Genomic DNA, 24,460 nt, shown 5'->3' with positions numbered 1-24,460 from the left:
CATATCGCCCCTATAACAAGCCGTGTTCAGCAAACGAATACACCGTCATGCCACCGACAATACAGTGATCCAATATCCTGACCTCAACCAGTGCCAGTGCGTCTTTAATCTTGCCGGTAATTTGCCGGTCAGCGACACTGGGCTCAGCGTGGCCGGAGGGATGGCAATGCGCCAGAAGCACCGCAGCAGCATTGTGCTTCAGTGCCGCCTTCACGATTTCACGCGGGTGGACTTCGGTGCTGTTGATACTGCCGGTGAACAACGTTTCGTGGGCCAATAGCCTGTGTTGATTGTCGAGCCAGAGCACCATAAACACTTCACGCTCCAGCCTCGCCATTCGCAATCGCAGCCAATCGCTGACGGTACCGAGTGAAGTGAATGAGGTTCCCGGTTCACGCAGATGAGTCTCCAGCAAGAATAGGGCGCGTTTGATTGTACGCTGCGTACTTAATGGCAGTTCAGTGACTGCCGGGGATAAGGTTAAGTTCATGAAGTTTTTCCCGTTGTTTTCAGTCGTTCATATGCATGATGGCACTGCATTTAGGTTTCGTTGAGCAGTCGCGCAGGAAACTACTTGAAATAGGTCATCTCGGCTCCTTAATACAAAAAGCCCCATCGCGATCAGCGACAGGGCTCGACGTGAGTAGCAGAATGATGGCGTTCAATTAGCTATTGGTGATCAACAAGGCGCTTGAGTGGTGATATCCGCTTCATGCATCAGCGTATCTACCAGTGATTTAAAGAAGGGCGGCAGGGGGAGTGGCTCACCTTCTTCATCCACATTGTGGCAGTCAAACCAGGCTCCGTTCTCATGCGCGATAAAGAACGTTTCCTCTTCACTTACCGTAAGCTCTATACATGGCCATGCATCACCATAGACTGAGTGATAGGTCACGGCAGTGAAAGGCGTGTTTCCATCCTCTCTGCGGAGAAGGGCCAACAACCTTTTCGAGAGCACCCAGCTGTGCAGCTCCCTGAAATAGCCGCGAAGGTTTGTCTTACTTAGCAGATACACTTGGTTATCTAATTTGTCGATAATCCTTTCCGAACAGTAGCGAATAGTCTCAGGGTCTTTCACGATTAGTTCTCGCCAGCCGCCTGGGTTTGATTCCTGAATAATTTCTCGGAGCGTATTTGATATATCTTCTTTTTTATTCAGCTTATCCAGCAGCTCAACAAACACGCTTTTCTCTGTCACCCTCAGCCAGTTCTCATTACGCTCACGCCAAGACTGATGTGAAGGAAGGCAAAAGGTGTACCGTTGTCCTTTCTGCCATATCAGATAGTCTCCCAGTGAAAGCAGCGCACGTTCAAGTAAGTGCTCGTAGTTATGCAGAACCTGTTCGTTAAGCACCCAATAGGTTTTCTCTGTCAGAGATATAAATCGGGTAAGATCGTAACCGCTATTATCAGCAGTTTTAGCCCCCTTGAGCAGCCCCCTTATGCGACCTTTGAGATGAGGATGAGATTCTGCCCGAACTAAGGCAGTCTCCCATTCACTATCCAGAGTAATCAGCTTTGCTTTAAGGACTTCTTCATCCCACTGCTCGTTAAAACCCAGTCGAACTTCAACTGTACGAAGACAGCAGTAAATGTCGTCAGCATAGGGGGCCAATTCATCAAGCGAACGAATAATCCCCACTGCAACTTGATTACTGTCAATACGCATGGTGTAAAGAAAGTTATCGGTGACACGGCTCCATTGAGCGTGCTGCTCAGCGAAGCGGGCATCGATGGACGATCTCTTGGCAGTAATAAATGCACAAAGTGCATAAAAACGACATGCTCCGAGTAAGTCAGAGCCCGTCAGAAATTCCATCAACAGGCTACGGTGCTCACGGGTTGCGTGCGAAGAGCAAAGAAAATCCAGTATGGTTGAGAGGATCTGGATGTTCCTGGGGTTGAAGGTATCCCTCGCTTCGAATTCTGAGGAACTAAAACCTTCACGAGTGCTTCTCAGGGCGTTGAACCAGGTCGCATTTAGGTTTGCCAAAAGATATGCAGGTTCAGATGACTGACTGCATTCAAGAAGAAACGCCATCCGCTTAAAAAAGCGCAGAAAGAGGGTATCAAAGCTTTCGGTCCTTTTTTTGCTCAGGTTCCAGAACATATCAGTCCAGGCCTGATCGATTTTCTCACCAAAAGTCACAGCACCGGGCTGCTGGCTCATTCTGCCTGAGAGCCAGGCTTTGAAATTTTCGAAATCGGTAAGGGATTTTCCCCGCGAATTCATTTTGATATAGAGATCGTCAGAAAGTCCAAATGAGGACAGGTTCAGATACTGAAATACCACTGGATGGGAGTCAGAACTGCACAGTTTGGCATAAAATTCACCGGGCACGTGACCGAAGCATGACTGGATCGCATTCAGCATCGTCAAGCAGGCTGAAACCGTAGGGTCCTGAAGCCAGGAGTGATAAAACCAGCGGCTGTCCGTTATCTGATCCCTAAGGTCAGGGGCATTCTCTGCAAACTGTAGACCACTGTTGTCGGGCCGCACCAGCGCATGGAAAAACTCCGTTGCGGCGGTGCGGGTCTGATATGTGAAGCGGGATTTGCCCAAATGAGTGAATCGCTCACTGAAATCAGCATATTTCGCCTCTTTGTTTGCTAGATACCAGTGAAGCAAGAAGAGAGTCGTAAGGCGCTGCTGACCATCGAGGACCGAAAGGGTGGGACGCTCCTCAGTGCTGAGGTTCCCATAAATAAAATCGAGATCAAGCGGTAGTGCGCCAACAGGAGCTGTTAACGCCTGATTGATCGACAGGAGAAACTGATCGCGAATTTCCCATACGTCCTCTCGCCCCTGAGCATAGTCACGCTGTATGATGGGGATCTCAACGTTGCTGACTTCGCTGAATAAACTGGCGAATGTAATGACTTTACCTTGCTGCATACATTGCTCCATCAAAAAATACGGTCAGGGCGTCTGTAATTGCACGCCGGTAGCTATCCTGATCCTGGCTACTCCAGAAAGTCATTTCATGGACGTTACTGCTGTAGTATTTAAGAAATACGTTTCGTGTACCGGGAGGGACAAAAGTTGACGCTTTGTCCGCTTCAATAATGCGATTGCGCTTCACCGGAAAGATGGCGTTGCGATAGCTTCTGTTAGTTGACTGATCCAGAAGCGTAAGGTTTCCAATGCTGTCATCCCTGTCCTGTAGCGGCATCTGACTGTACTCATTCAGGACATCGCTGAAATAGGCTTCAAATTTTTCACTGTCAAAGGGCTCCTCCTGAAGCAACGCCTCCGCACGATCAAAGAGTAGATGCTTTGCTGACCGGGCAGTGTCTGGCTCCTCTTCCGCTATATCGAAAGGCCGGAAATGCTCTCGCATCACTTCCGTCCAGGCCTTCTGTCCGCTGATATTTTCCGGCATTTGCGAGCTGACTGAAGTAATGTGCTCAATGTCCCAGGCGTCGAGTTTGTAATGCCGGAATGGGAAACGGGTAGAGGATTTTTTGTTGACCAGCAAAATGGCAATGTTAAAAAGCAGAAGCACGGGGCGTAGCGACCGCTCAGGATAGGTCAGAGCGGAGAGTGTGGCGTCAATCTGGGTGCTGCGCTCGGCTCGTCCCCTACTTAACGAGCCTGCGATCCCCGGCAGGGCGAAACGCAGGATCCTTTGTTTCAGACCAGTAATGAATCCCGACTTTGTTTCACAGCTTTCAGATTCGCTGATGAGCTGAGGAATGACGCTCTCACTGTTACTAATGAGATAACCGACAAGGTGATAAGTTACGCGCCCGCGGTACCACTCATCCAGCAACATAAAGCGCTGTTTAATAAGTAGCCACACTTTTTCTATGCGCTCTGGGTCCTGATGCATTTCCTCCAGGTAATGGGCGAACGACAGGAAGATGTAGTGTGGGTCCTGACGGGAAATACCCGACTTTAATGAATCTGCAACCAGGCCAAGTATAAACTCTATGCGGTTACTCTCACGGGTATGGTTACTGATGAAATACCAGAAGTCTTCCTGCTGAAGGCGGCGCTCCGTTTCATCCCACTCCTGCGCAATTCTGAGCTGGTTAAAGCGAACGCTGAGTTCGGTCTGGCTGAAATTTCCGGCATTGAGCAGCAGTGCTTTAACCAGCTCTGCGTTGGTTAGCGGGATTTTTCCACGATTAAGCCGAGAAAAGACCTCAGTCACGTTTGCCTGATCGCTTAGCTGATACCAGATTACTTTTACATTTTTACCGGCCTCATCATCATTCAGCAGAGTCTGCAAAAAGCTGAACTTATAGACAGGTGGTCGTGAACGGAACCATGCGTCTATTGCTTCTCTAGCCTGGTTCATATGATAAAAATCAATATTATCATCTGCGTGATCGCTATTAATATTGCTAAGGAAACTTGCACTCTCAGGGCGGGTTTCGTAGCGCAGAGAGTATCCGGAATGTCCAAGCATAGCGGCAATATCCTTCAGATAAAGAAGGATAATGCAGATGGTTGTCAGGCGCTGCTGGCCATCGACTAGCTCCCATTCCTTACCACATTTTTTGACCACAACGGGTTGGAGGCAGTAGAAGGCTTTACGTGAACTTGACTCGCTGTTTTTCTGGAATTCAGCGATATCATCTAGCAGGTCTGTAACCTGCCTTTGTGTCCAGCGATAGCCCCGTTGATAAGAGGGGATGAAAAAATGCTGTTTCATCAGGTCGCTTATTGGCCTGAGGATCAGTTCGTTGCTCGCGGTCATGTGCCTTCCTTCATGCCTGATTTTCTGGCTGGATGCTCGTAGTTAAATTTAAAAGTAATAATTATCAGTGAATTAACCTCATCACCTTTTCCCCAAGGAAGGTAAACCGCCGGAGACAACAATCCTGCGCCCGCCAATGTATTGGTCCATAATGTCTCGTGATTTGGCACTTTTGGTTTTTTTACCCTTTGCCGATACTTTCTTGTTTTTGCTGGATTTGCTTTTTGCAGCGATTCTTTTCTTAGCATGAGCAAGCAGAATAAGCCGCCCTAACATCAAACTCTGTCTTGAAGTATCAGCCGCATCATAGCCATTCACGATGGTCACTATTTCTTTTTCAACTTCAGATAACGTTTTATCGGCAACGAATTTCTCTACTACGGCGGAGTATTTTTTATCTAGCGGTTGAGTTATCGCCCATTGATAGGAAATCGTCGTTATACTGTTTTTCTTTGAAGGATTACTACTGATGGGAGAAGAGCTTCGTTTGTCTGAATGGGCTTTATTTATATGTTTTTCTAATCTTTTCGCGTCTTTGAGAGAAACGTTACATACTGGACATTTGCAGGTTTGACGGGCAATAAGCGGTGCCTCAGCTACCGGCTTAGCAAGATGAGGTGCCATCTTCCAGCCATGATTGGTTAGCAAATGACTGGACAGCACCGTCACTTCGACTGCGGTATTACACAGAGCACATATGATTTTTTCCATATTCTCCTCCCTCAAGCGATGGATGCTGCAGGACAGAAGCATCGCACGCCATTATGTTAAGCTTGTCATTATCATCCCCGCCATCCCATCCAATCGCTTCTTGGTCTTTTCCCACTCCGGCATTACCTGCCCCATGAGCCGGTAGAAGCGTTCGCTATGGTTATGCTCGGCCAGATGGCAAAGCTCATGCAAGATAACGTAATCGATGCACTCCCGGGGGGCTTTCACCAGGTTGGGATTCAGAGTCACCCTCCCATTGGGGGAACAACTTCCCCACTGAGTCTGCATGGTAAGAATGCGCAATGGCGGTGAGTCACTGACCCATAACGCTTGCTCCAGCATAGCGCTCAGCCTTTTGGCGAAGACTTCGCGGGCACGAGCCTTATACCAGTCAGTCAGCAACTTCAGAACCTTTTCAGCGCTCTTATGACGTAAGGTGACTTCCAGCTTGCCACGCAACATTTTTACACCCTGAGCGTCAGAGGGAGCCACTATCACCTTAAGCATGTACTGTTTGCCTAGGTAATAGTGGCTCTCACCGCTGATATACTGTCGTGGCGTGATATATTCCAGCTGCTTACGGAAATCCCTCAGCTGCTGATAGATCCAGCGCCCACGCTTTTCAACAGCATTCAGAATCTGTTGGTCATCGGTATCCTGCGGCGCGGATACCACAACCCGGCAGTCAGGGTGAATTTTTATCAGAATGCGCCCATTCACCAACGGTCGGGGCTTACGCTCGAAGGTAATGCGTTCATCACCGTAAATGAAGCTCATTACTCTTTTGTCCACGATTTACACTCCGCTCAGCCCTACACGGGTAATCTGGACAATCATTTCCACAATTTTTTTCGCCTGATCCATCCCGCCACCAATTGCCTTACACTCTTTAAACATCATCGGTAGAAGCTTCTTGCGGATATCAGCCTCGATATTTTGCGGATTGATCGAGTTCTCAGCCACAGAGATATCAACAGCCTGGTCTACTTCAAAAGCAAGCTTCACCCATTTATCGATAACCTGAGAATCGGTAACGGCAAAAACCTCCGGCAGCACTTTTTTGTACACTCCGAAGTAAGCCTGCGCATGGTGATTACCAGCAAACACGTCGGGTATTTCGTTCAACCGCCGATCCTGTACTTGTTCCTCAAACTCACGAAATAGCATGTACTGCTTGAGAGGGTGATCAAACAGTTTTTCCGCCTCTTCAATAGCCAGACGCAGTAACTTCGAGAAGGCTTCCTGGGCATAAGGATCATCACGTAAATCCTGCTCAATCATGCGGGTTACGCGGGTTTTGATAATATCCGTTTCGTTGCGGGTTTTATCCTCGCTCCACTCTTCGGGCCGCTGTCCCATTTTGCTGACTTCATACACTCCATCAGGCTCGCGGACTTCTACGCCAACAACATGTTTATCCAGCAGCTTTTTAACCTGTTCCGTGTACTGATCATAATCTACCGTCTCACCGGCATCCTGCTTCACCAGCTGGCGCAAGCTGGTAAATTGCCTCAGCGTCTCTTTATAGTGCTGGCGATCCTCTTCGCTGAAACTCTTATCCTCAAAGAAGGTTGCCGACTGCAACGCCACTTTCAGGCAGCTGGCAAATTGCGTGAGTGCCTCATAAAAATCTTCACGAACTTTAAGATGAACATCAACCATTTCGCCGTACTTTTCTTCCGTGCGCGGCACCAGCACCTGACGGAGCTGCTCAATATCGTTTTTATTTTTTACACCAGCGAAAATCGCCCACAAATTTTTATACAGCTGGGGAAGGCGCTTGTACTCCGTACTCATCTGGCCGTACAGCCCCACCAAGTCATCAATATCAAATCCGCCCTGCGTGCGGGATGCCAGCTTCTGATAATCCTCAATGGTGGTATCCAGCTCTTTGAGGATGCCCCTATAATCGATTAACAGACCAAATTTCTTCTTAGGATGAAGGCGGTTAACGCGGGCTATTGCCTGAATCAGGTTATGCCCTTTAAGCGGCTTATCGATGTAAAGCACGGCATTTTTGGGTTCATCAAAGCCGGTAAGTAACTTATCGACCACAATCAGTAGCTTCAGCGAATCATCTTTATCAAAACGTTCGATGACATTGCGCGTATAAACCTGCTCATCCTGAGAGCCGACGTTATCTTTCCACCATTTGGTCACATCAGGGATACCAGATTCATCCACCTCGGTATTCCCCTCACGCGTGTCAGGCGAACTGATCACCACGGCAGACTCAAACAGCCCGGCTTCATCAAGATACTTTTTGTATTTGATTGCTGCTGCTTTACTGTCACAGGCGAGTTGCCCTTTCAAGCCATCATCGATGTTTTTGACAAAATGGTTGGCGATATCCAGTGCAATAAGGTGGATGCGATCGTCAGCATTATAAACCTGCCCTTTATTAGCAAACTTGCGCTTTAAATCGGCTTTCTGTTTATCCGTTAATCCCTCGGTGATACGGTCAAACCAGCTATCTATCGCTCGTTCATTAACGTTCAGCTCGGGCGGGCGCTCCTCGTAAAGAAGCGGGGTTACGGTCTTGTCCTCCACCGCACGCTGCATGGTGTAAGCATGAACGATGGGACCAAATTTATTCGTGGTCTTATCATCTTTCAGCAACGGCGTACCAGTGAAAGCAACAAAGGCTGCGTTGGGTAGAGCTAGCTTCATACGTTGATGACTCTCACCGCCGTGACTGCGGTGGCCTTCATCAATCAGCACAATAATATCGGGGCTGGTATTCACGCACTCGGGCAGGCGGGTGGCCGTGTTAAATTTCTGAATCAACGAGAAGAGAATGCGCTCAGTACCCTTGCCAATCTGTTCGGCCAGACGTCTGCCAGAGGTGGCGATGGCATCGGTTTTATCCCTTTTACCGGCCAGTTCCCCGGTTGAGATAAAGGTGCGACTGAGCTGGTTTTCCAAATCGACACGATCGGTCACCACGACGATGCGACACTGCTTGAGCGTTTCACTCAGAATCAGCGCTTTGCTCAGGAAAACCATCGTCAGTGATTTACCCGAACCTGTGGTATGCCAGATGACCCCACCGTTGCGGCTGCCATCAGGGTTCTTCGTTTCGATACGCTGTAGCAGCCGTTTGATACTGAATACCTGCTGATATCGGGCAATGACCTTACCGGCTTTCTTATCAAACAGCGTGAAGAAACGAGCCATATCCAGTAGACGTTCAGGTAAAAGCAGACTGATAAGCAGCTGGTCCTGGCCCGTTATAGCCAAATCGCCCGTTGTTGTCAGATTTTGATACCATTCCAGGCAGGCAACCGGACGATGGCTGAAGATTGACTCCATCTGCTGTGCTGTGAGCTTGCGGTTTTTGACGGCAAGCATCTCCAGATCGGAGATATCTTCTTCCCGCCATGTCGCCCAAAACTTAGTCGGTGTTCCGCAAGTCCCGTAACGTCCATCATGGCCGTTTATCGACAGTAAGATCTGGCTGTAGGCAAACAGTCGTGGAATTTCATCATGACGCTGGTTTCGCAGACTTTGAGAGATCCCCTCGTCAATAGTCGGCCCTTTTTTAGCATTGCCGTCCGGGCGCTTAGCCTCGATAACGACCAGCGGAATACCATTCACAAAGCAGACAATATCGGGCCTGCGTGCCTCAATGCCGTTAGCGCGTGTCACGCTGAACTCTTCGGTGAAAACAAAGCTGTTGTTATGCGGGTTGTTCCAGTCGATCAACGAGATTGTTGGGTTCGCCCGTTTGCCATCGATAAACTCCGTCACTGAAATGCCGTACAACAGGTGGTTGTACAAGTGCTCATTGGCGGTAATCAAACCCTGATTTAATGCCGGACTGTTAATCTCCGCCACCAGGCTATCAATCGCTTTTTCAGAAATGGCATGCTCTTTACCGGCAAAGATAAACGTCCTCTTGGCTAACTGTTCACGCAAAATCTGGTTTAGGACCACCTGATCTACCTTGCCTGCTCGCGCAGACAAGGCTTGCTGAGGTGAAATATAGGTCCAGCCTAAATTACTCAAAAGAGCCAGCGCCGGAAGCTTGGCGCTGTACTCTTCCTGGAATTTTGGCGCGATTTGCATGCTCATGATGTTCCCTTATCTTTATCGGCTTTCCAGTGCAGTAGCTCGGTAATATCCTTTTCACCCTCGGCCTCTTTTAACAAACGCCGCTGCTCCGCAAATCGTGCATATTCACCCTGAGCTTTTTCATCTGCCATTTTCTTACTGACAGTGCCAGCGCCCTGTAGCACATTGCGGTCGTTGAACTGCAGGAATTGATCCAGCTTCTCCTGCCAGTCCTGCAAAAAAACCTGCTGACGTCGCAGCGCCTGATCTTCGGCATAGTCCAGCCACATATTCACTACACGGTTCAGCTCACTGACCTCTTTTTGGGTCAGGTAATTCTTAGCAACCGTGACATCGCCTTTTCGCACGTCATTGCCTTTATAGCTGGTGAGCCCCATATGAGGCTGGCTGGCATCTACCCGCTGGTGGATCAGCTCAGCGGCTGTACGCCCAGTGCAGGCAAAGTGCAGTTTGTTCTGGATGGTTTGAAAGAAGAGGGTGGTCTCTTTCAGAGTCGGCTGATAATCAGCAGCCAGCGCGAAAATCTCCCGCACACGCAGATAGACGCGCCGCTCGCTGGCACGAATATCTCGGATACGTTCCAGCATCTCGTCAAAGTAGTCGGGCACCACAGAAGAGCCAACGGGCGGATTCTTCAGCCGCTCGTCATCCATCACAAACCCTTTAATCAGATATTCCTGTAGGGTTTGCGTGGCCCACTGGCGGAATTGAGTCCCCCGGACTGAGCGGACACGATAGCCAACAGCCAGTATGGCTTCGAGGCTGTAGTGCTCTATCTCTCTGGAAACCTGACGTTTTCCTTCCTGGCGAACTATCCGGAATTTCCGGATAGTTGAATTTTGACCAAGTTCGCCTTCTGAAAAGATGTTGATCAGGTGCTCGTTGATGGTACGAACATCCTTATCATATAGCTCAGCCATGGATGCCTGAGTGAGCCAAAGCGTATCTGACTGAAAGCGACACTCAACGCGTGCACGGCCATCTTCGCTTTGAAACAGCAGGAATTCACCTGCCGGGGGGTGAGGTAAGTGTTTATCAGTCATGCGGCCTCCACCTTTACCCGGCATTTACCGGTAAGCAGTTGCTGCATTAGGGCTTTTTTTTCTTGTTTTAGGTGGTTGAGTTTTTGCTGTAGTAATTCAATTTCTTGGTCTGCATTGGAAAGAATTAAAGCGATCTTTTTTTGTTCATCCAAGCTCGGTAATTTAATTTTTAGTTGTTTAATATCATCGCTATTTATAGATTCAAATGTACTACCTTGGGACAATGCACCCCATCGTGGTTCAAACCATAGAAACCACTGATAAAGAAAGTCTTGGCTGAATCCCATCGTCGCCCTGATAGCAGAAATGCCCCTCCCTATGCATGCCTTATGGCTGGATAATGCTACAGTTCCAACTGGTGCCCTGACGCTCAACAAAATATCCCCAACATCACACTCCTTGGTGATTTCGGTTGTAAAAATACGTGGGGCGGATCTTCTACTTTTTATATCAGCATTACCTTGGATCAGCGGAAGTCCATATCCATTCTCATTGTATGCCCCAGATTTTGGCGAGGAGCCCATTTGAACCATAGCTATATCTGACAACTCATGGTGCTTCCATTTTTCAGTAAACCCTGAAAAGCGATCCCTGCCAGTGAGTATTTTTTGCATCAGGGCTTTTTTTTGCTGCTGACGGTTAGCTAGCAGTTTCTCAGCGGTTGCAATAGCCTTATCCCAAGTAGAAAGAATTTGGGCGATTTTTTTTTGCTCAAAAAGAGGGGGGACTGGAACCTGAATTGATTTTACTATTCCAGCACTTAGATTTTCTTGACTACCACTATTAGACATTTCTCGGATATGCTCATACTGGCTTATCAGGAATTGATAGTAATAATCAATTTCATATCCTTCCTTCAGAAGAATTGCTGCACATGCCTGATTAGTTGTTGCCTCTATCCCTAGCTTTGCAACTTGTCCTCGGGTTTTACCTTGCCCATACATTGCCATAAGAATGGTATTTTTGGGAAATAGCTTTGCTGATGAGTTATTTAATCCGTCTACTGTTATCTTCTCTGCAGTATCAAAAATCGTTTTAAATTGGACTTCAGCTGTAGTAACCCAAGGAATATTACCATTCCAATAGGACGCATTTCTACGACTTGGCGTTCCCCCTGAAGAGACTGTAGCGATTTTTTCAATTGTACTTAATTGCCACCCTTCAGGCACCATAACCCAACTCCTCAAGATACTTCACCATCTCCATTTCCAGCTCTGCCATCTGTACTTGCAGTTGCTGACGTTCGGCGCGAACCGCCATCAGATCAATTTCTTCTTCTTCTTCGAAAACATCAACATAACGTGAGATATTCAAGTTGTAGTCGTTATCACGGATCTCCTGCAGGCTAGCAAGATAAGCATATTTTTCGACGTTATCACCTTCACGGTAGGTTTTAACGATTTTGGTAATATTTTCAGGAGTTAGCTGGTTCTGGTTTTTACCCGACTTAAAATCACGGCTGGCATCGATAAACAACACGTTATCGTCGACTTTACTCTTTTTAAATATCAGGATTGCCGCAGGTATACCTGTACCGAAAAACAACTTTTCTGGCAAACCAATCACCGCATCGAGAAGATTTTCGTCTATCAACTTCTGCCGAATTTTTCCTTCGCTGGAGCCACGGAACAACACGCCATGGGGAACCACCACACCCATACGTCCGGTTTTCGGCTTCATGGTTTCGATCATATGCAAGATAAACGCATAATCGCCCTTGGTTTTAGGCGGCAGGCCACGACGAAAACGACTGAACTGGTCGTCAGAAACGTCATCAATTCCCCACTTTTCCAGTGAAAAAGGTGGGTTGGCGGTGACCACATCAAACAGCATCAGGTTGGCATTTTTATCGAGTAGCTTGGGGTTGCGGATCGTGTCACCCCACTCGATTTTGTGGTTATCTTCCCCGTGCAGGAACATGTTCATTTTAGCCAGCGACCAAGTTGAACCAATCGCTTCCTGCCCATAAAGCTCGTAATTCTTACTATGGTATTTCTCAGCAACCCACTTACCACACTTCATCAATAGTGAAGCAGAGCCACAGGTTGGGTCACAGATAGATTCCCCTGGCTGTGGGTCAAGCAACGCCGCGAGCAGATCTGACACTTCGGGTGGCGTATAGTACTCTCCGGCTTTCTGGCCGCTGTTCGCAGCAAACTTGCCGATCAAATATTCATAAGCGTTACCAATTACATCCAAGCCACCAACACGGCTTGGTTTCAAATTCAGCTCTGGATGAGTAAAATCTTCGAGTAACTGCTTCAAGATCAGATTCTTTTGCTTTTCATCACCAAGCTTATTGGTATTAAATGAAATTTCCTGGAACACGCTCTTACTACCATCTTTCAGCTTAGTGCCATTAGCTTCTTCAATTGCGTGTAGAGCTACATCGATACGTTCACCGTTACCCGCCTCACTTCGACGCTTATAAAGAGCATAAAAGCTAGCATCTTTAGGTAGAACAAAGCGTTCGTTCTTCATCATCTCTTCAATCAGCTCCGGTTCATCGCCATATTGGGCTTTGTAGCCATCATAGTGATCCTGCCAGACATCCGAGATATACTTCAAAAACAGCATAGTAAGAATGAAATCTTTGTAAGTATCAGGGCTGATGGTGCCACGGAAAGTGTCACATACGCCCCATAGCACGCGGTTGATGCGGTCCTGATCGATCATATTGCTCATAACAAGTTAATCCTTAAGTAATTTTTGCAAAATACCAAGCTCAAGCTGATGGCGATTTTTCTGTAACTTATTGATAAGTTCATCTTCTTTCTGCCATACACGTTGGAGCTCGATAAGCTGTAATTGAGTTTCAAGAGGCGGAACCGGGATAGCGACATCCAGCAGAGCTGATTTAGTTATTAACTGAATATTGGTGCCACTCCGATGAAACCATTGCTGAATCATCGGATGGTTTAACAGCCAGCACAGGTATTCGGGGACAATCTCACGCTCTTGTCTTCTGAGGCTAACAATCAGGAACTGGCTGGTAGCAACCACAGGAACCTCGCCACGATAGACAACTGCCAGATTACGATTTCCTCTGGCCGCAACGACAATCTCCCCCTGTTCAAGAAATGGGGGAGCGATGCGTTGTTCCCATACAACAGTAGGTAGTGCTTTGTGATCGAACTGCCAGTCCTGATCGAGGTCTTTAATCTGTAACAGACGTACATCCCCTTCAGGGTTAGGCGTGATTGCTCCCCTCAGAGTGTGACCTGAACGGATGCTTGCAATTTGGCCTAACTGTTTTAAAGATGTTGGCATACGGGCCCCTGATTCATTGCACCATCCCTGGCGCATCTATTCTTAAGCGTGGCGATTATAAGTTGTTTTTAAGCCATTGAGAGATATTGTCGGAAAGCCCATACCACGCACCGTCTCTCCGTAAACCAGTGACGAGTAAACCATCATCGTTATCCATAACGGCTTTGAGATAATCGCGAACTTGAGTTGCCGTTTGATCGGTGATGATAATCCAGGTTGATTCGAGAGGATGGCACCAGGTCCCATAGGACTTGATACGCTCAATGAGTGAGGCATAATCTTTCTGCTTCCGCAGATCGTAAGAAATTTGATAAGCTGGCATAGATTTGATCTCCTAATTTAGACGTTTGGGTTTGAGTCAACGCGACAGGCTGCAACCTGTCGCACCTTCATCACTAATCTCTGTAGTTATCGTACAGAGTTAAAAGTGGTGCGGTGAAACTATAATCAAACAAAAAAACAAGAATGTAAACCTAAAAAAATGCAGTAGCAGCTCTACAGAAGGTGATTGGCGTGTTACAGCTGCAAGAAATCAAATGTTTCACGTTTCCATAAACCCTCAATCTATTGATTTTAATCAAAAAAATACCACTATTGAAAAAATGGAACATTCACAAATTTTTTGTGCGCAGTGACTTTTATGCACTCTTGCTAAATGATCCGTGTAGTATCATTTCACCATTCAACATTGATTCAAGATTATCCCCATACCACTGCATCATCTCCCGTCTTCCCTCCAGGTAATGCGCATGGTTGTACGTGCCGCGAATCGCATTCTTATCCACATGAGCCAGCTGTGTCTCTATCCATGCCGAGTTGAACCCCTGCTCATGCAAGATCGTGCTCATCGTGTGGCGAAAACCGTGCCCTGTCAGCCTTCCCTTATAACCCAGCAGCTCAATCACCTGATTAACGCTTTCCTTTGAAATCGGCTTTGCCCGGTCATTTCTTCCAATAAATACCAACGGATACATTCCGGTAATCGGCTTCAGCGACTGAAACAGCTCCACAACCTGCTCCGACAACGGAACGATATGTGGCCGCTTCATCTTCATCACTTCAGGAGGGATCTCCCAAAGACGCTTCTCAAAGTCGATATCTTCCCAACGTGCAAAACGCAGTTCCTGAGTGCGAACCCCCGTTTACATGATGATTTGCGTCGCCGTTTTAGTGATCACACTGCCTGTGTACCCGGCCAGATCCCTGATGAAATATGGAAGTTCTTCTGCGGTAAGGAAGGGAAAGTGGGTTTTCTTTGGCGTTGCCAAGGCAGTCGCCAGATCGGGGGCCGGGTTGTATTCCGCACGCCCGGTCACAATGGCATAGCGAAATACCTCACCACAACGCTGGCGTACTTTACGCATCTTCTCCAGCGCACCGCGTTTCTCCAAGCGCCGGAGCGTTTCGAGCAGCTCCATTGGCTTAATCTCAGCAATCGGGCGTCGACCAAGGTAAGGGAATATGTCCTTCTCGAAGGTATCAATGATTTCATCGCGATAACGTAAAGACCAACGATCAGCCTTTTGCTTATGCCACTCGCGGGCGATAGCCTCAAACGTGTTTTCAGAAGAGAGTTTTTGCGCCAGCTTATCCGCCTTCTTCACCTCACCAGGATCGCCCCCTGCAGCCAAGACTTTACGCGCCTCGTCTCTCTTTTGGCGTGCATCAGCTAAAGAGACATCCGGATAAACGCCGATCGATAGCATCTTTTCCTTGCCGACAAAACGGTACTTCAGTCGCCAGTATTTTGAGCCATTCGGTTTAACCAACAGATACATGCCGCCCCCGTCAGTTAGCTTGTAAGCCTTATCTATCGGCTTAGCCGTTTTCACCTTAATGTCCGTTAGTGGCATAGCATCTCCATTGAAAATATAAGCAGCGCGGCGTATGTGTGGCACAGCCAAGTTAGAGGAATAAGGGGTTACCGCATAGCCTGGGGGTGCCAAAAAACAGCATACAATTTTACACCCCCTAAAGCACCCCCAAAGTTTTATTGATGCAGGTAGAATCAGGTTGAGCTCCGGAGACAATAATGAGCATTTAATTCAGTAATTACGGGGGTTTTGTTGAGTTTAGTAGAGTGTGGGAGACACTGATTGGCGGAAGATCACAGGAGTCGAACCTGCCAGGGACCGCTGGCGGCCCCATCTGGATTTGAAGTCCAGCCGCCCCACCGGGGACGATGATCTTCCATTTGGAAGAATGGTGTAAGGCGGTGATTATAGCTTGTTTATTGTATGGTGCTAGCCATTCAATAAACATGATGAATAATCCCCTCAAGTAAGAGTGGGATGAGACATTATTGAGAGTACCGAATCAGTTAATAGCTCACTTCGCCATATTTATCGCGGTGTTCTTTCGGGGTAATGGAATAGCCTTTTTTGAATACCGAATAGAAGTATTGTAGCGATGGATAGCCGCACATTTGCGATATTTCATTGATAGGCAAGGAAGTGGCAGCCAATAAGTTACGCGCCCGATCAAGCTTTTCTTCATGAATTACGCCATGAATGGTCTGCCCAATGTCATCCTTAAAGCGCTTTTCCAGATTTGAGCGCGACATTCCTACCGCATCTAATACCTGCTCGACCTTAATCCCCTTACAAGCATGATGGCGAATATAATGCATCGCCTGAATCACTGCCGGATCACGTAGCGAGCGGAAATCGGTTGAGCGGCGGGCCATGACTTTAACCGGTGGCACCAGAATGCGCTGTAATGGCGCTGTCTCTTGTTGTTTCTGACGCTGATTAAGGCGTTGATGCAACAACTTAGCTGCCCGATAGCCCATCTGCCGGGTTCCCTGCACCACCGAAGAGAGTGCCACCCTCGATAAATAGCGGGTTAACTCTTCATTATCAATACCAATAACACTCAGCTTCTCGGGTACCGCAATATCCAGATGCTCGCACACTTGGAGCAAATGTCGCGCTCGCGCATCCGTCACAGCAATAATCCCGGTCTGGTGTGGTAAGGTCTGCACCCAGTCCGCCAGGCGGTTCTGGGTGTATTGCCAGTTAGCCGGCGCGGTAGCCATTCCTTGATAAACCACCCCTTGGTATTGCTCCGCCGCCACTAACTGTCGGAAAGCATATTCTCGCTCCTGCGCCCAGCGCTTATCACTGCTGGCAGGCAGTCCGTAGAAAGCAAAACGATTTAAACCCTTTTCTTTCAAGTGCATAAAAGCAGCCTCAACCAGCGCTGCATTATCCGTCGCAATATAATCGACCGGCGGATAATCTGCCGGTTGATGATAAGAACCCCCCACGCCAATAATCGGAACATCTACATTCGCCAGTAATTGCTCTATCTGCCGATCATCAAAATCGGCAATAACACCGTCACCCAGCCAATCTCGAATGTTATCGATACGGCAACGAAAATCCTCTTCAATAAAAATATCCCAATCACATTGTGAAGCTTGCAAATACTCACCGACCCCTTCCACCACTTGCCGGTCGTATACTTTGTTAGCGTTAAACAGCAAGGTTATCCGGTAGCGTTTCTCAAACATGGGAATGGCTCCTGAAATAGGTGGGATATCAAGACTCAATAAGCAGAGAGATCAACGCAGTATGGCATTGATCTCTCTGCAAAAAGATAGGGTTAAACCCGGCGTTTGGTCGCGGAATCCATCCATACAGCCAGCAACAAAATCGCACCTTTGACAATGTACTGCCAGAAAGTCGGCACATCCAGCATGCTCATCCCATTGTCGAGAGAAGCCATAATAAATGCGCCCATCACGGCACCAGCAACACTGCCGATACCCCCTGCAAGGCTGGTACCACCAATCACACAAGCTGCGATGGCATCCAATTCGGCAATATTACCCGCAGAAGGTGAACCCGCCCCCAGGCGGGAGCTAAGAATCAGACCGGCTATTGCCACCATCAATCCATTGATAGCAAATACCGCCAGTTTGGTGCGTTCTACGTTGACCCCAGATAAACGGGCTGCATCGATATTGCCGCCAATGGCGTAGATCCGGCGACCAAAAGCAGTCCGGGTAGCCATAAATATACCGGCCAGCATCAGCGCCGTAAGAATTAATACCGGGGTAGGGACACCACGATAATCATTCAATAAATATATAGCCCCAAGAACTATTACAGCAGTAATTGATTGGCGAGTAACATCTCCCTGGGGTGCCGCAACCGGCAAACCCAGCCGAATACGGTGACTACGCCGACGCCATTGCCAGGCCACAAACAACATCAGGCCAATCGCCCCGATACCAAAACCGAATCCATTAGGCAGGTAGCTTTGACCGATTTGTGACATCGCATTACTGGTTGGCGATACCGTGGTGCCGTTGGTGATACCGATTAAGATGCCACGGAAAGCCAGCATTCCGGCAAGGGTGACAATAAATGAAGGAACTTTGCGATAGGCAACCCACCAACCGTTCCATGCCCCCAGCACCAGCCCCAAGCCTAGCGTAACCACAATGGTTAACGGCAACGGCCAGCCAAGCCACACATCAAAAATCGCGGCCACACCGCCCAGCAACCCCATCATCGAACCGACCGACAGATCAATTTCCGCTGAGATAATGACAAACACCATCCCCACCGCCAAGATGCCAGTGATCGCCGTTTGGCGCAGAAGATTCGAGATATTTCTGGCGCTGAGATAGGCCCCTTCAGTGGTAAAAGTGAAAAACAGCATAATAATGGCAATAGCGGCCAACATGACAAAAACTTGCAAATTAACTGATTTTAGCCGAAATAGTGGCTTTTTAACGCCATTTTCTGGTGTATTCAGCTCAGACTGATTAGCTTGCGACATGGGTTTCACTCCTGAGTGCGGCTTCCATGACCTTTTCTTGGGTCAGGTTATGGTTAATGAGATCAGCTTTGATGCGCCCCTGATGCATGACCAACACCCGATCACTTAATCCCAAAACCTCCGGCAATTCAGAGGAAATCACAATGACCGCAATTCCCTGCTGGACCAATTGATTGATAAGTTTATAGATTTCATATTTTGCGCCGATGTCTATACCACGAGTTGGCTCATCGAGAATCAAAATTTTCGGGTTCAGTAACAGGCATTTAGCCAGAATCGCTTTTTGCTGATTACCACCGCTAAGGCGGGCAATCGCCAGCTCTGATGAAGAGGTTTTGACCTTTAACCGCGCCAGAGACTGCGCAATGGTGGATTGTTCTTTGGCATCATCCAGCATGCTAAAAGCACCGGTAAAATCATCCAAGGCCGCCAGTGTGATATTCGCGCCCACCCCCATCACCGGTACGATGCCGTCTTTTTTGCGATCTTCTGGCACCATCGCAATGCCCAGTTTCATTGCCTGCTGACACGTGTTGATGACCACCGGTTTACCATCAATAAAAATATCTCCCTGCCAACGGCCCGGATAGACGCCGAACAGACATTGCACTGTTTCAGTTCGACCTGAGCCTACCAGCCCGGCAACACCTAGAATCTCGCCACGTTTCAACACGAAAGAGACCTCATCGACCCGGCGAATATGGCGGTTGACCGGATGCCAGGCGCAGAGATTTTCCACCCGTAGAATTTCTTTGCCAATATGGTGGGCTTCATGGGGGTAAAGCTCTTTCAGTTCGCGGCCTACCATCATAGCGATAATGTCATCTTCGCTCATGGTCGCCGCCGGGCGGGTACCAATATGACGACCATCGCGGATCACACAGATATGATCGGATATCGCTTTGACTTCATTCAATTTATGCGAGATATAGATACAGGCAATACCGTGGTTTCGCAGGTCACGGATAATATCCAGCAAAATAGCGGTTTCACTTTCAGTCAGTGAGGCGGTCGGTTCATCTAATACCAGTAGCCGCACTTGTTTATTCAGCGCTTTCGCAATTTCAACGAGCTGTTGCTGCCCAAGGCCCAACTCACCGACGGGGGTGTGAGGATCGACGACCAGTTTGACCTGTGCCAACATCCGCTGGCAGCGTAAATACATGGCATCGTAATCCATAATGCCGAAGCGCCCCCATTCGGAACCGAGGAACATGTTTTCCAGCACCGACATCTGTTTCACTAACGCCAGTTCCTGATGAATTATCGCAATGCCCTTTTGCTCTGTTTCACGAATATTTTTGGCCTGTAACATTTCACCTGAAAAAAATATTTCTCCCTGATAAGAACCGGTGGAATAAATACCACATAACACTTTCATTAGTGTGGATTTTCCCGAACCGTTTTCACCGCATAACGATAATACTTGTCCGGCCTCTAATGTCAGGCTGATATTATCTACGGCTTTAACCACACCGAATTGCTTAGTAATATTTTTCATTTCTAGCAGGTAGGGCATAACCCCTCCTTAATACTGCTGATTTTATAGCATTGCGGCTACATTAAATAACGGCCATGTTAATAAATTAAATAACTGGCCGTTTATTACAAAGTCTAATCAGCAATATGCCAATCAATAAACATCTGCTTTTTTGTGGAATCCGTCGGCTATGATAGTGCTATCAATATTGCTTTTATCAACTTGAATCGGTGTTAATAAATAAGCAGGAACATCTTTTATACCATTATTTAATTTACTGTTGGCTTTTGGTTCCTCACCTTTACCCAGGGTGACTGCAATTTCTGCCGCATCATTGGCTAATTTACTGATTGGTTTATATACGGTCATGGTTTGCGTACCCGCAACAATTCGTTTTATTGCAGCCAAATCAGCATCCTGACCGGAAATAGCTACCTTCCCTGCCAACCCTTGTGCGGCTAACGCCTGAATTGCCCCGCCAGCAGTTGCATCATTGGATGCCACCACAGCATCAATCTTGTTATTGTTGGCAGTGAGTGCATTCTCCATAATTTTCAAGGCATTTTCTGGTAACCAGGCATCAACCCACTGATCACCGACAATTTTTATTTTCCCCTCTTTTATCAGTGGATTAAGCACTGTCATTTGCCCTTGGCGGAACAACTTGGCATTGTTGTCGACGGGTGACCCCCCCATCAGGAAGTAATTGCCTTGCGGCACCCGCTCAACCAGGCTTTTCGCCTGCAACTCACCCACTTTTTCATTATCAAATGAGATATAAAAATCAATATCAGCGTTATTTATCATACGATCATACGCTAATACCTTTATCCCTTCCCGTTTAGCCTCGGCGATAACGTTACTTAATACTTGACCGTTATAGGGAATAATAACTAACACATCAACGCCGCGATTAATCATATTTTCTATTTGCGACATCTGTGTTTCTTCATTGCCATTTGCAGATTGCACAAATACTTTAGCGCCAAGTGATTCAGCTTTGTTAACAAAAATGTCGCGGTCTTTCTGCCAACGTTCCAGGCGGAGATCATCTATCGCCATACCGATTTTAATTTCTTTACTAAATCCGGGCTGGCTAATCATCACCAGAACGGCACATGCGGAGAGTAAAATGTTCTTAAATTTCATCTTTCGGTACCTTTCTTATTGTGCAAGCAGGGTAAGAGAAACGGTAAACATCGACTGCAATAGGGATTGTTGACGCTTATTTGCACATCGGCAATTACAGATTTTCATCCGCCAATTATGTTTTTTGGTTTAATGTTAATTTTATGATAACGATCATGTTTTCTTCCTCATAAAATGCATAATTCCATTACGGGATGTTATCCGTGTAATGAATATCTAAGCATTTTTTATAATTAAGCGGTTATTTATGAGATCTACACCACAATTAATAATTCTCTGAATTTAAGTGTGAAATAACGTAATTGAGAGAATCGCTAACAACTCCGAAGATAAAAGCTCATCAGCCCGGCAAAAGCGGGGCCAGCTTCCAAGGAGTATTGCATGCAATCTTATTTTGATGAATTAGAACAAGTGCGTTACGAAGGCAGCCAGAGCGCTAACCCGCTGGCATTTCATCACTACAACCCGGATGAAATTATTCTTGGCAAGCGAATGGCCGACCACCTCCGGTTTGCGGCCTGTTATTGGCATACCTTCTGCTGGGGCGGGGCCGATATGTTTGGCGGCAATGCCTTTGATCGCCCGTGGCAGCATCCGGGGGATGCACTGGCTCTGGCAAAACGCAAAGCCGATGTCGCATTTGAATTCTTTCATAAACTGAATGTGCCTTATTACTGCTTCCATGATATCGATGTCTCGCCAGAAGGCGCGTCAATGAAAGAGTATCTTAATAATTTTGCCGTAATGACCGAGGTATTGGCCGAGAAACAAGAGAGCAGCGGCGTAAAATTATTATGGGGTACAGCTAACTGCTTTACCCATCCACGCTATGGCGCAGGGGCAGCCACTAACCCTGATCCAGAAGTCTTTAGTTGGGCTGCAACTCAAGTCTTTACTGCCATGAATGCCACCAAAAAACTCGGCGGTGAAAACTATGTGTTATGGGGCGGGCGTGAGGGCTACGAAACACTGTTAAACACCGATTTGCGCCAGGAACGCGAGCAGATTGGCCGCTTTATGCAGATGGTGGTGGAGCACAAACATAAAACCGGTTTCCAGGGCACGCTATTAATTGAACCTAAGCCACAGGAGCCCACCAAGCATCAGTACGACTATGACGTGGCTACCGTTTATGGCTTCCTCAAGCAGTTTGGGCTGGAAAAAGAGATTAAAGTGAATATTGAGGCCAACCATGCCACATTGGCGGGCCACTCGTTCCATCACGAAATCGCCAGTGCTATTGCCTTAGGTATTTTCGGTTCAGTAGATGCTAACCGTGGTGATCCACAGTTGGGCTGGGATACCGATCAGTTTCCAAACAGTGTAGAAGAGAATGCATTGGTGATGTTTGAGATCCTCAAAGCGAGTGGTTTTACTACCGGTGGGCTGAACTTTGATGCAAAAGTACGCCGCCAAAGTACCGATAAATATGACCTGTTCTATGGCCATATTGGGGCGATGGATACCATGGCGCTGGCACTGAAAGTTGCCGCCAAAATGATTGAAGATGGTCAGTTGGATCAACGCGTTGCCAAGCGCTATGCCGGTTGGAATACTGAGATGGGTCAGCAAATTCTGCAAGGTAAACTGTCGCTGGAAGAGCTGGCACGCTATGCCGAACAGCATAACCTGAACCCGCAACATCAGAGTGGTCATCAGGAGCAGTTAGAAAATCTGGTTAACCGCTATTTATTCGGCTGATGTTTAAGATGGGGCACCCGCTGCCCCAATCTCACCTATAAGGAAGGTATATGTACCTTGGCATCGACTTGGGCACCTCCGGCGTCAAAGCAATTCTACTGGCCGAAAACGGGCAAGTAGTTGCGAGCCAAAGTGCCGCTTTATCCGTCTCGCGCCCACGCCCGTTGTGGTCGGAACAAAACCCGGCTGACTGGTGGCAGGCAACCGATCAGGCCATGCAGGCTCTGGCCGCAGCACATGATTTGCAGCAGGTAAAAGCCCTTGGGTTAACCGGGCAAATGCACGGCGCAACCTTACTGGATAAACAACATCAGGTGCTGCGCCCAGCCATTCTATGGAATGATGGCCGCAGTTTCGCCCAATGTCAGGCACTGGAGCAAGCAGTACCCGAGTCGCGCCAGATTACAGGTAATCTAATGATGCCCGGGTTTACCGCACCAAAACTGAAATGGCTGGCTGAGCATGAGCCAGATATTTTTAGTCGTATTGATAAGGTACTGTTACCAAAAGATTATCTTCGCTTTCTGATCAGTGGTGATTTCGCCAGCGATATGTCCGATGCCGCCGGTACTATGTGGCTGGATGTCGCGCAGCGTGACTGGAGTGATGAGATGCTGGCCGCCTGCGGTTTAAACCGCCAGCACATGCCAGCACTGTTTGAAGGCAGCCAGATTACCGGCCATGTCAGTACAGCTATTGCCCACCGCTGGGGTATCAACACCATACCGGTAGTGGCCGGAGGTGGTGATAATGCTGCCGGTGCTATTGGTGTTGGTCTGTATCAGACCGGACAGGCGATGTTGTCGCTGGGTACCTCCGGCGTCTATTTTGCCGTCAGTGACGGCTTTCTCAGCAACCCCGCCAGCGCAGTTCATAGTTTTTGCCATGCATTACCAAATACCTGGCACCTGATGTCAGTGATGCTAAGTGCCGCATCCTGTCTTGACTGGGCTTGCCAACTCACCGGCGTCGATAATGTTCCTGCACTGATAGCAGAAGTGGAGAAAGCACCGCCAGCGGCTACCCCGGTATGGTTCTTACCCTACCTTTCTGGCGAACGGACGCCCCATAATAACCCTAATGCTAAAGGGGCATTCTGGGGCTTTACCCACCAACATGGCAGGGCAGATTTAGCCCGTGCGGTGTTAGAAGGGGTGGGATTTGCTTTAGCTGATGGGATGGACGCGGTGCATGCCAGCGGATTGCAGCCGACATCAGTCACATTGATTGGCGGGGGGGCTCGCAGTGCCTATTGGCGGCAAATGTTGGCTGATATCAGTGGCCAAACGCTGGAATATCGTACCGGGGGGGATATCGGCCCAGCGTTGGGCGCAGCCCGGTTGGCTCAAATTGCACTGAACCCAGAAACGCCATTAGCAGACTTATTACCTGAACTGATATTGGAACAAACCCATTTACCTGATACCGATCGCCATCACTATTACACTGCTCAACGGACAATCTTCAAAAAGCTCTATCAGCAATTACTGCCGTTATGTGAGTAAATAACACCTCAGGGCTGGCGAGTAATATCC

At 47.9% G+C, this 24,460-nt stretch carries 17 protein-coding genes, 1 tRNA gene and 1 pseudogene; 2 read left to right on the top strand and 17 right to left on the bottom strand.

The genetic code is table 11. From position 1 onward, the window contains the following. Positions 1-10: 10 nt before the first annotated feature. From radC to xylF, 17 genes and pseudogenes are all read right to left on the bottom strand, one after another. Positions 11-490 (bottom strand): RadC family protein, encoded by a 480-nt coding sequence (radC, locus tag V1956_RS02710; protein ID WP_049600079.1) that lies wholly within the window; start codon positions 488-490, stop codon positions 11-13. Between the two features lie 189 nt (positions 491-679). Further along, positions 680-2,896 (bottom strand): DUF262 domain-containing protein, encoded by a 2,217-nt coding sequence (locus tag V1956_RS02705; protein WP_442824782.1) that lies wholly within the window; start codon positions 2,894-2,896, stop codon positions 680-682. Then, positions 2,883-4,706: a GmrSD restriction endonuclease domain-containing protein gene (locus tag V1956_RS02700; protein WP_408578049.1), complete on the bottom strand. Its 1,824-nt coding sequence runs from the start codon at positions 4,704-4,706 to the stop codon at positions 2,883-2,885. The genes V1956_RS02705 and V1956_RS02700 overlap by 14 nt, the downstream gene beginning before the upstream one ends. A gap of 81 nt (positions 4,707-4,787) precedes the next feature. Further along, positions 4,788-5,417 carry a hypothetical protein gene (locus V1956_RS02695; RefSeq protein WP_050146009.1) on the bottom strand — a complete coding sequence of 210 codons (630 nt, stop codon included), beginning with the start codon at positions 5,415-5,417 and terminating at the stop codon, positions 4,788-4,790. 51 nt (positions 5,418-5,468) lie between these two features. Then, the gene (locus V1956_RS02690) at positions 5,469-6,194 is read right to left on the bottom strand and encodes a M48 family metallopeptidase (protein ID WP_420074456.1); all 726 of its coding nucleotides are present in this window, start codon (positions 6,192-6,194) and stop codon (positions 5,469-5,471) included. Between the two features lie 18 nt (positions 6,195-6,212). Then, positions 6,213-9,491 carry a type I restriction endonuclease subunit R gene (locus V1956_RS02685; protein WP_420074455.1) on the bottom strand — a complete coding sequence of 1,093 codons (3,279 nt, stop codon included), beginning with the start codon at positions 9,489-9,491 and terminating at the stop codon, positions 6,213-6,215. Further along, positions 9,488-10,534: a virulence RhuM family protein gene (locus V1956_RS02680; RefSeq protein ID WP_050880307.1), complete on the bottom strand. Its 1,047-nt coding sequence runs from the start codon at positions 10,532-10,534 to the stop codon at positions 9,488-9,490. The genes V1956_RS02685 and V1956_RS02680 overlap by 4 nt, the downstream gene beginning before the upstream one ends. Next, complete coding sequence (locus tag V1956_RS02675; protein ID WP_050880308.1) at positions 10,531-11,706, bottom strand: restriction endonuclease subunit S; 1,176 nt, start codon at positions 11,704-11,706, stop codon at positions 10,531-10,533. The genes V1956_RS02680 and V1956_RS02675 overlap by 4 nt, the downstream gene beginning before the upstream one ends. After that, entirely contained in the window at positions 11,696-13,219 is a 1,524-nt protein-coding gene (locus V1956_RS02670; protein ID WP_420074454.1) for a type I restriction-modification system subunit M, read from the bottom strand. The genes V1956_RS02675 and V1956_RS02670 overlap by 11 nt, the downstream gene beginning before the upstream one ends. Positions 13,220-13,225: 6 nt before the next feature. Then, a complete protein-coding gene (locus V1956_RS02665) occupies positions 13,226-13,804 on the bottom strand; it encodes a restriction endonuclease subunit S (protein ID WP_011193315.1) in 579 nt (192 codons plus the stop codon). A gap of 55 nt (positions 13,805-13,859) precedes the next feature. After that, entirely contained in the window at positions 13,860-14,126 is a 267-nt protein-coding gene (locus V1956_RS02660; RefSeq protein WP_012414128.1) for a hypothetical protein, read from the bottom strand. A 316-nt stretch (positions 14,127-14,442) separates the two neighbouring features. Then, positions 14,443-15,657: pseudogene (locus tag V1956_RS02655) on the bottom strand (tyrosine-type recombinase/integrase). A 244-nt stretch (positions 15,658-15,901) separates the two neighbouring features. Further along, positions 15,902-15,996: transfer RNA gene (locus V1956_RS02650), tRNA-Sec, on the bottom strand. Between the two features lie 128 nt (positions 15,997-16,124). Beyond that, a complete protein-coding gene (gene xylR / locus V1956_RS02645; protein ID WP_083161429.1) occupies positions 16,125-17,318 on the bottom strand; it encodes a D-xylose utilization transcriptional activator XylR in 1,194 nt (397 codons plus the stop codon). A gap of 92 nt (positions 17,319-17,410) precedes the next feature. Next, positions 17,411-18,595: a xylose ABC transporter permease XylH gene (xylH, locus tag V1956_RS02640; RefSeq protein WP_083161431.1), complete on the bottom strand. Its 1,185-nt coding sequence runs from the start codon at positions 18,593-18,595 to the stop codon at positions 17,411-17,413. After that, complete coding sequence (locus V1956_RS02635) at positions 18,582-20,114, bottom strand: xylose ABC transporter ATP-binding protein (RefSeq protein ID WP_442824781.1); 1,533 nt, start codon at positions 20,112-20,114, stop codon at positions 18,582-18,584. Before V1956_RS02635 ends, xylH begins: the two co-directional genes overlap by 14 nt. Positions 20,115-20,228: 114 nt before the next feature. Beyond that, complete coding sequence (xylF, locus tag V1956_RS02630; RefSeq protein ID WP_420074453.1) at positions 20,229-21,224, bottom strand: D-xylose ABC transporter substrate-binding protein; 996 nt, start codon at positions 21,222-21,224, stop codon at positions 20,229-20,231. A 381-nt stretch (positions 21,225-21,605) separates the two neighbouring features. Here xylF and xylA point away from each other — a divergent pair, with 381 nt between their 5' ends. Both xylA and xylB read left to right on the top strand, forming a co-directional pair. After that, positions 21,606-22,925, top strand: coding sequence for a xylose isomerase (gene xylA / locus V1956_RS02625; RefSeq protein ID WP_442824780.1), 1,320 nt, complete (start codon positions 21,606-21,608; stop codon positions 22,923-22,925). 50 nt (positions 22,926-22,975) lie between these two features. Next, positions 22,976-24,430: a xylulokinase gene (xylB, locus tag V1956_RS02620; RefSeq protein ID WP_420071844.1), complete on the top strand. Its 1,455-nt coding sequence runs from the start codon at positions 22,976-22,978 to the stop codon at positions 24,428-24,430. The last annotated feature ends 30 nt before the right edge of the window (positions 24,431-24,460 follow it).

The organism is Yersinia sp. 2540 StPb PI, from assembly GCF_052217165.1.
GTDB classification, from domain to species: domain Bacteria; phylum Pseudomonadota; class Gammaproteobacteria; order Enterobacterales; family Enterobacteriaceae; genus Yersinia; species Yersinia enterocolitica_E.
Note: the sequence above shows the minus strand (reverse complement) of the source record. Positions and strands in the feature narration are given on the sequence as shown.

Bases quoted from the DNA above. Each gene is read 5' to 3' on its own strand.
- radC (WP_049600079.1), bottom strand. From the start codon at position 490: ATGAACTTAACCTTATCCCCGGCAGTCACTGAACTGCCATTAAGTACG.
- V1956_RS02705 (WP_442824782.1), bottom strand. From the start codon at position 2,896: ATGCAGCAAGGTAAAGTCATTACATTCGCCAGTTTATTCAGCGAAGTC.
- V1956_RS02700 (WP_408578049.1), bottom strand. From the start codon at position 4,706: ATGACCGCGAGCAACGAACTGATCCTCAGGCCAATAAGCGACCTGATG.
- V1956_RS02695 (WP_050146009.1), bottom strand. From the start codon at position 5,417: ATGGAAAAAATCATATGTGCTCTGTGTAATACCGCAGTCGAAGTGACG.
- V1956_RS02690 (WP_420074456.1), bottom strand. From the start codon at position 6,194: ATGAGCTTCATTTACGGTGATGAACGCATTACCTTCGAGCGTAAGCCC.
- V1956_RS02685 (WP_420074455.1), bottom strand. From the start codon at position 9,491: ATGAGCATGCAAATCGCGCCAAAATTCCAGGAAGAGTACAGCGCCAAG.
- V1956_RS02680 (WP_050880307.1), bottom strand. From the start codon at position 10,534: ATGACTGATAAACACTTACCTCACCCCCCGGCAGGTGAATTCCTGCTG.
- V1956_RS02675 (WP_050880308.1), bottom strand. From the start codon at position 11,706: ATGGTGCCTGAAGGGTGGCAATTAAGTACAATTGAAAAAATCGCTACA.
- V1956_RS02670 (WP_420074454.1), bottom strand. From the start codon at position 13,219: ATGAGCAATATGATCGATCAGGACCGCATCAACCGCGTGCTATGGGGC.
- V1956_RS02665 (WP_011193315.1), bottom strand. From the start codon at position 13,804: ATGCCAACATCTTTAAAACAGTTAGGCCAAATTGCAAGCATCCGTTCA.
- V1956_RS02660 (WP_012414128.1), bottom strand. From the start codon at position 14,126: ATGCCAGCTTATCAAATTTCTTACGATCTGCGGAAGCAGAAAGATTAT.
- xylR (WP_083161429.1), bottom strand. From the start codon at position 17,318: ATGTTTGAGAAACGCTACCGGATAACCTTGCTGTTTAACGCTAACAAA.
- xylH (WP_083161431.1), bottom strand. From the start codon at position 18,595: ATGTCGCAAGCTAATCAGTCTGAGCTGAATACACCAGAAAATGGCGTT.
- V1956_RS02635 (WP_442824781.1), bottom strand. From the start codon at position 20,114: ATGCCCTACCTGCTAGAAATGAAAAATATTACTAAGCAATTCGGTGTG.
- xylF (WP_420074453.1), bottom strand. From the start codon at position 21,224: ATGAAATTTAAGAACATTTTACTCTCCGCATGTGCCGTTCTGGTGATG.
- xylA (WP_442824780.1), top strand. From the start codon at position 21,606: ATGCAATCTTATTTTGATGAATTAGAACAAGTGCGTTACGAAGGCAGC.
- xylB (WP_420071844.1), top strand. From the start codon at position 22,976: ATGTACCTTGGCATCGACTTGGGCACCTCCGGCGTCAAAGCAATTCTA.